Genomic DNA, 7,219 nt, shown 5'->3' with positions numbered 1-7,219 from the left:
TCTCCTGTGTTATTCACCGGAGATGCTAAGGCTAACAGCGTCACTGGTACTGAGTTTGCTGACATCTTCAGCGGCGGTTCTGGTGCGGACATTTTCGACGGCGGTTTGGGTAACGACAGCATTTCCGGCGACGATGGTAATGACAGCCTCTTCGGCGTCGAGGGTAACGACTCTCTCAGCGGCGGGCCTGGTGCTGACACGCTGATTGGTGGTTCGGGTAATGACAGCTTCTACTACAACAACTTCAGTGAGGGCGGCTTGGGTACTAACGTAGACCAAATCGGCGATTTTGTTGTCGGTCAAGACAAGTTTATCTTGCAGTTAAACAGCTTCCCGGGCTTGTCAGCAGTGCCAAATACGGATGGACTTTCTTCCAAGTCGTTCTTGGTGGTTCAAAGTGGTGTTTACGATGGCAGCTCGGCTCCAGCCGGGGCTGCCCCGTCAGATGCGTTCCTCTTCTATGAAAATGGAAGCGGACGATTCGGATTTGACCCTGACGGTATTGCCGGTGCTAACCCTGGCGTGACGCTGGCAATTCTCAACGGCAAACCGGCCGTGACGGCTTCTGACGTTAGCTTGATTTAATTTGAGCAAAAGTGGGTGCGGGTAGATTCGGAAACGATCGCCCAACCGACTATCAAAACTAATTGTGCTATGTTTCGAGCTGGGGATATGTATCCCTGGCTTTTTTGTGGGCATAGGGCAATACGGTTCAGTTAAGGAAAATTGTAGCGAAAATGTTGGGTTTCGTTCCTCAACCCAACCTACGCACTGCGCTCGAAGCAACTTTAACCGGGCCGTCCATCATGGCTATCTACGACGGTTTGTCTACTAAACTGTATTACGATAGCAACGGTTCTACGGTTGGTGGTAACAGTTTGTTTGCTACTGTCGATGTCGATTTGGGAATTGCGGGTAATTCTGAATTGTTCTTGTTCTAAACGGCAAGAATCCTAATCGGGATATCGGTACGGTTAGGGACACAGCATTGCTGTGTCCCTACAATACAGAGGTAAGGACATAGTAATACTGTGTCCTTTTTTTTGTAATTGTTAAACAATTTAGCCGCTATTTTTTGGGTAGGGAAATGGCATTGCCGTGTTCTCTTTTGCGTTGTTGTCTATGGTTGGAGTCGATCGCACTCGCGAGGGCAATTTCACCATCCAATCCGGTTTATTTTACCCGTTATATCCATTCTGGTTGTATCGGAATGATTTAACCGCTCTTGACACAGAGGATACAGAGAAAGGGAAGAGAGAGATGAATAATTTCGATGCCAACGGATTTGATATTACCCAAAATCAGGACACTGCGCCGTGTCCTTTCCCTACAATTAATCGGGCGGTGGTTAAATTTGTATTCATTAATTCCTCTCCTGTGCAAGTACAAACGCCCTTTAATTTTTGATAGTAAATTGTCATAAGTTTGATTTTAGTCAACAGCTTTTTTAACCATTAAGCGCAACACCTAATAATTCTTATCTTCCAAAATATAATAAAAATTTATAATTTAATGGTAGGAGTGAAGCGGGCAATGCCCACCCTATAAATAGAGTCCTCGATCGCCCTAATCTAAAATCTATGAGTGCCCAAAATTCCTTGTCAGTCAGTTTCGCGGATGTGGAGGCGGCGGCAAAGCGCTTGCAGGGCAAAGCTTTCAAGACGCCGGTGCTGACTTCGGAAACTTTCAACAAACGCACAAATTCTCAGGTGTTTTTCAAGTGCGAGAACTTTCAGCGCACGGGTTCGTTTAAATTTCGGGGTGCTTGCAATGCTTTGATGCAGCTATCTGAAGCGGAAAAACAGCGGGGAGTTTTGACTTTTTCTTCGGGAAATCACGCGCAGGCGATCGCCCTTGCGGCACGGTTGCTAGAAATTCCTGCTACTGTTGTCATGCCGGCAGATGCGCCAAAAGTCAAGCAAGAAGCGACTCGCGGCTACGGCGCAGAGATTATTTTGTACGATCGCACTCAAGTTTCCCGCGAAGAGCTCGCCGATCAAATTGCTGGGGAAAGAAACTTGACAGTTGTACCTCCTTACGATCATGCGTGGGTGATTGCGGGACAAGGTACGGCGGCGCTGGAATTAATCGCGGAAGTTGGAGAGTTGGATTTGCTGCTGGTTTGCTGCGGTGGCGGGGGTTTGCTGTCGGGATGCGCGATCGCAGCAAAAACTTTGTCTCCGCAGTGTAAAGTAATAGGAGTAGAACCCCAGCAAGCAGACGATGCGGCGCGATCGTTCCGCACGAAAACGCTGCACACAGTGACTAACCCGGATACGATTGCTGATGGTGCGCGCACGCCATCTTTGGGGAAATTAACCTTTCCTTTGGTGCTGCATTATGTTGATGATATGGCAACAGTTTCAGAAGAGGCAATTCGTAGCACAATGTTTTTTATGTGGGAACGCATGAAGATAGTTGTTGAACCGACAGGAGTGTTAGCGGCGGCGGCTTTGTTGTCAGGTGTTGTGCAGGCTGAAAATGCGAGGATTGGCGTGATTGTCAGCGGGGGAAATGTCGATTTTAGTCATTAGTTATTGGATATCGGAATGATTTAACCGCAGAGAACGCAGAGAGCACAGAGGGAGATAAGAGAGAGATGAATAATTCCGATGAAGTGCGGAATTGATATTATTAGTTAAGGATATTTTAGATGCTGCCATTAATCTTTGATACTTGCTTGCCCAGAGATGAGATTTTATCGGGAGACTTGTCTCTAGATTTATTTGCAGCAAAATTGCGGCTGGTAGTCGAAGGAACTGCACCTCAAGTTTATCAAGATGCCAATAAATTCTTTGCCAATACCTTCGCAACTGATGGGATTAAAACCCTAATCCGGGAAGTTTTTAGCCGCTTGATGAAGCAAAGCGCCGGGGCTGGGGTGGTTCGTTTGGAAACGAGTTTTGGGGGCGGCAAAACTCACGATGAAATTGCACTCTGGCATATCTGCAAGCAAGGGCGAGAAATTCACGGATTGGAACGCTTTACAGATATTAGCGTTATTCCCGATCGCCCTTTACAAGTTGCAGCGATCGACGGTCGAGATTTAGACCCAGAACAAGGAGTCTATCACTCGGACAGCGGCTTGACAACCTATACTCTTTGGGGCGAAATTGCTTACCAAATTGGCGGGATTTCAGGCTATCAGTTACTGCAAGGCAGCGATAAAAGCGGTGTCAGTCCCGGTACTTCGGTGTTAGAACGGTTGACGGGGGGACAGCCGACTGTGATTATTTTAGATGAAATTGCGCGGTATTTGCGATCGGCAAAAGCGAAACAAATTGGCAGAAGCGATTTAGCCAAACAAGTGGTAGCTTTTCTATTTTCGCTGATGGATTTGGCGGCAGCGTGCGATAATTTAGTATTGGTTTATTCCCTCGCCTCGACAGCAGATACTTTTGCGGAAGAAACGGCAGAATTGCAAGAAACGATGCGCGCTTCTGCAAGACAAGAAAGGGTGTTGAGTCCTTCTACAGATATCGAAATTTACAACATCGTTAAACAGCGCGTGTTTGCCAGAGTTAGCGAGGAAGCGGCGCAAAAAGCGGCATCGGAATATTTGGCGGCTTATCGCAATTGCCGCGTTAATTTGCCCGATGGGTGCAAAGATGCGTCATACTCAAAAGCGATCGCCCAAAGTTATCCGTTTCACCCGGAATTGTTCAATCTTCTTACTAAAAAAATTGCTTCTATTCCCGAATTCCAGAAGACGCGGGGCGCTTTGCGATTGTTCGCGCAAGTCGTGCGGCATTTGTGGGAAAATCGCGACGGTTGGATGCCGATGATTCACACGCATCACATTCCTATAGGGATGGATGGCGAAATTACTAACGATCTGACTTCTCGGTTGCAACGATCGCCCCTGCGGAATGCGATCGGCGCTGATATCTACAATCCCGATGGTAGGCCGGCTTACGCACAATTGCAAGATGGGGAATGGATAGCAGCGGGAAAACCGCCGTTTTCTACTTGGGTAAGCAGAACAATATTTTTGCATTCTTTGACTCAGGGAAATTCTTCGGGTATTCGGTTGGCTGAGTTGAATTTGTCGCTGCTGACTCCGGGGATTGACAGCGGTTTTGTCGATCGCGCTTTAGAAAGATTGACGAAGGTAGCTTGGTATTTAGACTTCGATCCGGTAACATCTTTAGCCAGGTTTAAAGAAGAACCTTCGATCAACAAAATTATCACCGAGGAGAAGGAACAAGTCGGGGTAGTATTGGCGAAAGAAGATTTGCGAACTCGCCGGGATAGCATTTTTGCCAAAAAATTCTTTACCTTAGTTTCTAATATCGAAAGTCCCGGAGATGTAGACGACAACCCGGATGATGTGGCGTTGTGCGCGATCGACTTTGACGAAGCGACGGTGAATGCTTCTACCGACGCAGCCCCGGAATTAATCGAGAGAATTTTTAACAATAGCGGCGAATCGGGGAAGTTTCGCACCTACCGCAATCGCTTGTTATTTTTGGTGGCAAATCGGCTAGAATTAGAAAGCGCGATCGACAATGCCAGAGAATATAAAGCAATTCAAAATATTCTCAAAAGTCAGAACAGACTGGCAGATTTATCTGGAAGTCAGCAAAAGCAATTGAAGGAACGAGAAGGCGCGAAAGATATAGCTGTGAGAGTATCTTTGACTAATGCTTACCGCCATTTATTTTATCCCTCAAATGACCAAGTAAAAGCACCGAAAGGATTGATGCACTACACTCTTTCCGCCCAGGATGCGAGTATGGTGAAAGGCAAAAACAACCAGCAAGATGTGATTCTTAAAGCCCTCAAAGATTGCGGCAAGATTCGCGCCGAAGAAGCTAAACCTTTCGCCCCGGCTTTTATCCTGCAAAAAGTTTGGCCTGCGGGGTTGGATAGTTGGACGACGAAGGCGCTGCGCGATGCTTTTGCTAAGGATTTGAGTTTGAATATTCTCCTTGATGCGGAAGTTTCGATGCTGCGGGAGACGATTCGCGAAGGTTTGAAAATGGGCAATTGGGATATGAAAGTGGGGGAGAGACTATTTATCAAAACTGATGATAGCGTGTTGGCGTTGCCGGAGACGATCGAATTTAGCGATCGCGCCTCCCTATACAAGCGCGGCATTCTCGAACCTCCAGCGCCGAAAGAAGTGGAACTCAGCGCTCAATTGATGCCGAGTGCAGAAGCGGCAAAACCCGTGCGGGTGAGGTGGAAAGCGAAAGGAGCATTGACGGTTAGTTTGTATCAAGATAATACTTTAGTGCCGGGAAATTTCTTCCCTTCCGATGAGTATGACGCCACCATTGTTAATAACAGTATTTTTCGTGTGGTGGCCGATTACGGTAACGGTGAGACAGCAGAAAAAACAACTAATGTCAATCTAAATCCTCAAGTTCCTAGCGTGGGAGAGATCACAAATCCTCCTTATGTTGTGGAAACGCTACCGGGGACTTTGTGGGATGCGAAACCGCCGATTATCGAACTCGACGGTACAATTAATGCGGTATTTGCGGGATTGGGCGATCGCATTAGCGACTACAAAGTGCAAGGCATAGAAGTGCTAGAATTGTCTGTGGATCAAGTAACGGATTATCGTAAATTGGGAACGGCAATTGCCCTATTGCAGCGGTGGCAACCGCAAATCGACCAAACCGCAACCATTCAAACCGGCGACCAATTTGTGCGGCTGGAATATCAAGGGGCGATGCGGGGATTTCAGAGCTTTTTCTCGACTATCAACAATTTGTTGAACAGTCCCGACGCGCAAGCAACTGTTAGTTTGAAAATCACCTTAGAATTCAAGCCAGCTTTGTCAGCAAATGCCTCGGATATTAACAGTATAAAACAAACGCTTGAACGCAATCCTGTAGAGCGTTTAAATTTAACGGCAAGGGTGATATATTGAGATGTAGGGGCGGGTTCACCTACAATATTTGGCAAAAATTAACACTCTCAAAAACCCGCCCCCACCCCACGGTGAATCGCAATCTACCTCTTTTAACATACCAGCATAATACATAGGCCGGGGCGGGTTTTTGAGATGGTTGGTTGATTGCGTAGATGGTTGGTGAACCCGCCCCTACAGGAATCGCGATCGCTCGGAGACGATCGGATATGTAGATTAATTGTTGTATAATTAGTGCCATGTAGGGGCGGGTTCTACCAACCATCTACGCCTCAAATAAAATATCTCATAAACCCGCCCCGCCCAGAGCTCATGCAAGAATTTCAGTTACGAGTTTTGCCTTTAGATCATAACAACTTCGCTTTGGAACTCTATCAATGTGCTTACAAGAAAGCCGGAGAGAAAAAACGTCCTGCTGCTAAAAAATTGGGGCGACTTAAAGGAAATGCTCTGGTTTTGGCGAGACAGACAATTTATGCAACTCTCAAAGCGAATAATTACGACCCTAGAAGTTTATCTCAGCAGCGACAAACTCCTTATATATTATCAGAAGAATCCGGGGTAAGTTTGGCGATTTTATTTCAATCGCTGCAACCGCTATCGAAAACCGAACGAATTGCTAATATTGCCGAAGGGATTATGGCGATGAGTAATGAAGAGGCACATTATTGGTTTGGTAAAATTGCCAATGGCAATCGTTCCAATGCTTTGAAAGCTTTGCGAATTTTATTGGGAGATTGAAATTGTGAAAGTAGCGGATTTCACGTATATACTCGTTTCCAGGCTCTGCCTGGTAACGCATATCAGGAGGCTCTGCCTCCCATCTTTCCCAGCCACAAACGAGGCAGAGCCTCTAGACAACACGACTCATATTAAATTTCGTCATTCCGATAGTCCGTCAGGGGTTGAAACCCCTGCCTCATAGCTAAAGTCGTCTAAAGACGACTAATATTAAATCCGACTTTAATACATCATCTATTCTATATAAAAGCTCTCGTAACTCCTGCGATTGCAAAGTATAACGAACAATGACATACTTATATAAACGCACCCAAATTTGATATAATTAACTCTTCAGTCGTCTTCAGACGACTTCAGCTTTGAGACAGGGGTTTCAACCCCTGGCGGACTGCGGGAATGTCGAACAATTCTCTGGAACAATCCAAATGTCGGACTGCGGGAATGTCGAACAATCCAAATGTCGGACTGCGGGAATGTCGAACAATCCAAATGTCGGTCTCATAGCTAAAATCGTCTAAAAACGACTCATATTAAATTTCGTCATTCCGATAGTCCGTCAGGGGTTGAAACCCCTGCCTCATAGCTAAAGTCGTCTAA

At 46.3% G+C, this 7,219-nt stretch carries 5 protein-coding genes; all 5 read left to right on the top strand.

What is annotated here, in order from left to right:
- Positions 1 to 585 (top strand): calcium-binding protein (locus tag QUB08_RS27280; protein WP_333228823.1); only part of this gene is annotated, 585 nt, incomplete at its 5' end.
- 152 nt (positions 586 to 737) lie between these two features.
- On the top strand, positions 738 to 941 hold the full coding sequence (locus tag QUB08_RS27275) for a hypothetical protein (RefSeq protein WP_333228821.1): 204 nt from the start codon (positions 738 to 740) through the stop codon (positions 939 to 941).
- Between the two features lie 639 nt (positions 942 to 1,580).
- The gene (locus QUB08_RS27270) at positions 1,581 to 2,534 is read left to right on the top strand and encodes a threo-3-hydroxy-L-aspartate ammonia-lyase (RefSeq protein WP_333228819.1); all 954 of its coding nucleotides are present in this window, start codon (positions 1,581 to 1,583) and stop codon (positions 2,532 to 2,534) included.
- Positions 2,535 to 2,653: 119 nt separating this feature from the next.
- Positions 2,654 to 5,881, top strand: coding sequence for a DUF499 domain-containing protein (locus QUB08_RS27265; protein WP_333228817.1), 3,228 nt, complete (start codon positions 2,654 to 2,656; stop codon positions 5,879 to 5,881).
- 312 nt (positions 5,882 to 6,193) lie between these two features.
- A complete protein-coding gene (locus QUB08_RS27260; RefSeq protein WP_333228816.1) occupies positions 6,194 to 6,622 on the top strand; it encodes a DUF7680 family protein in 429 nt (142 codons plus the stop codon).
- Positions 6,623 to 7,219: the final 597 nt, after the last annotated feature.

Source organism: Microcoleus sp. BR0-C5 (assembly GCF_036705045.1).
GTDB lineage: Bacteria > Cyanobacteriota > Cyanobacteriia > Cyanobacteriales > Microcoleaceae > Microcoleus.
This window is presented reverse-complemented; position numbering and strand designations above follow the sequence as displayed.

Coding starts and splice junctions, on each gene's coding strand:
- QUB08_RS27260 (WP_333228816.1), top strand. CDS start 6,194: ATGCAAGAATTTCAGTTACGAGTTTTGCCTTTAGATCATAACAACTTC.
- QUB08_RS27270 (WP_333228819.1), top strand. CDS start 1,581: ATGAGTGCCCAAAATTCCTTGTCAGTCAGTTTCGCGGATGTGGAGGCG.
- QUB08_RS27265 (WP_333228817.1), top strand. CDS start 2,654: ATGCTGCCATTAATCTTTGATACTTGCTTGCCCAGAGATGAGATTTTA.
- QUB08_RS27275 (WP_333228821.1), top strand. CDS start 738: ATGTTGGGTTTCGTTCCTCAACCCAACCTACGCACTGCGCTCGAAGCA.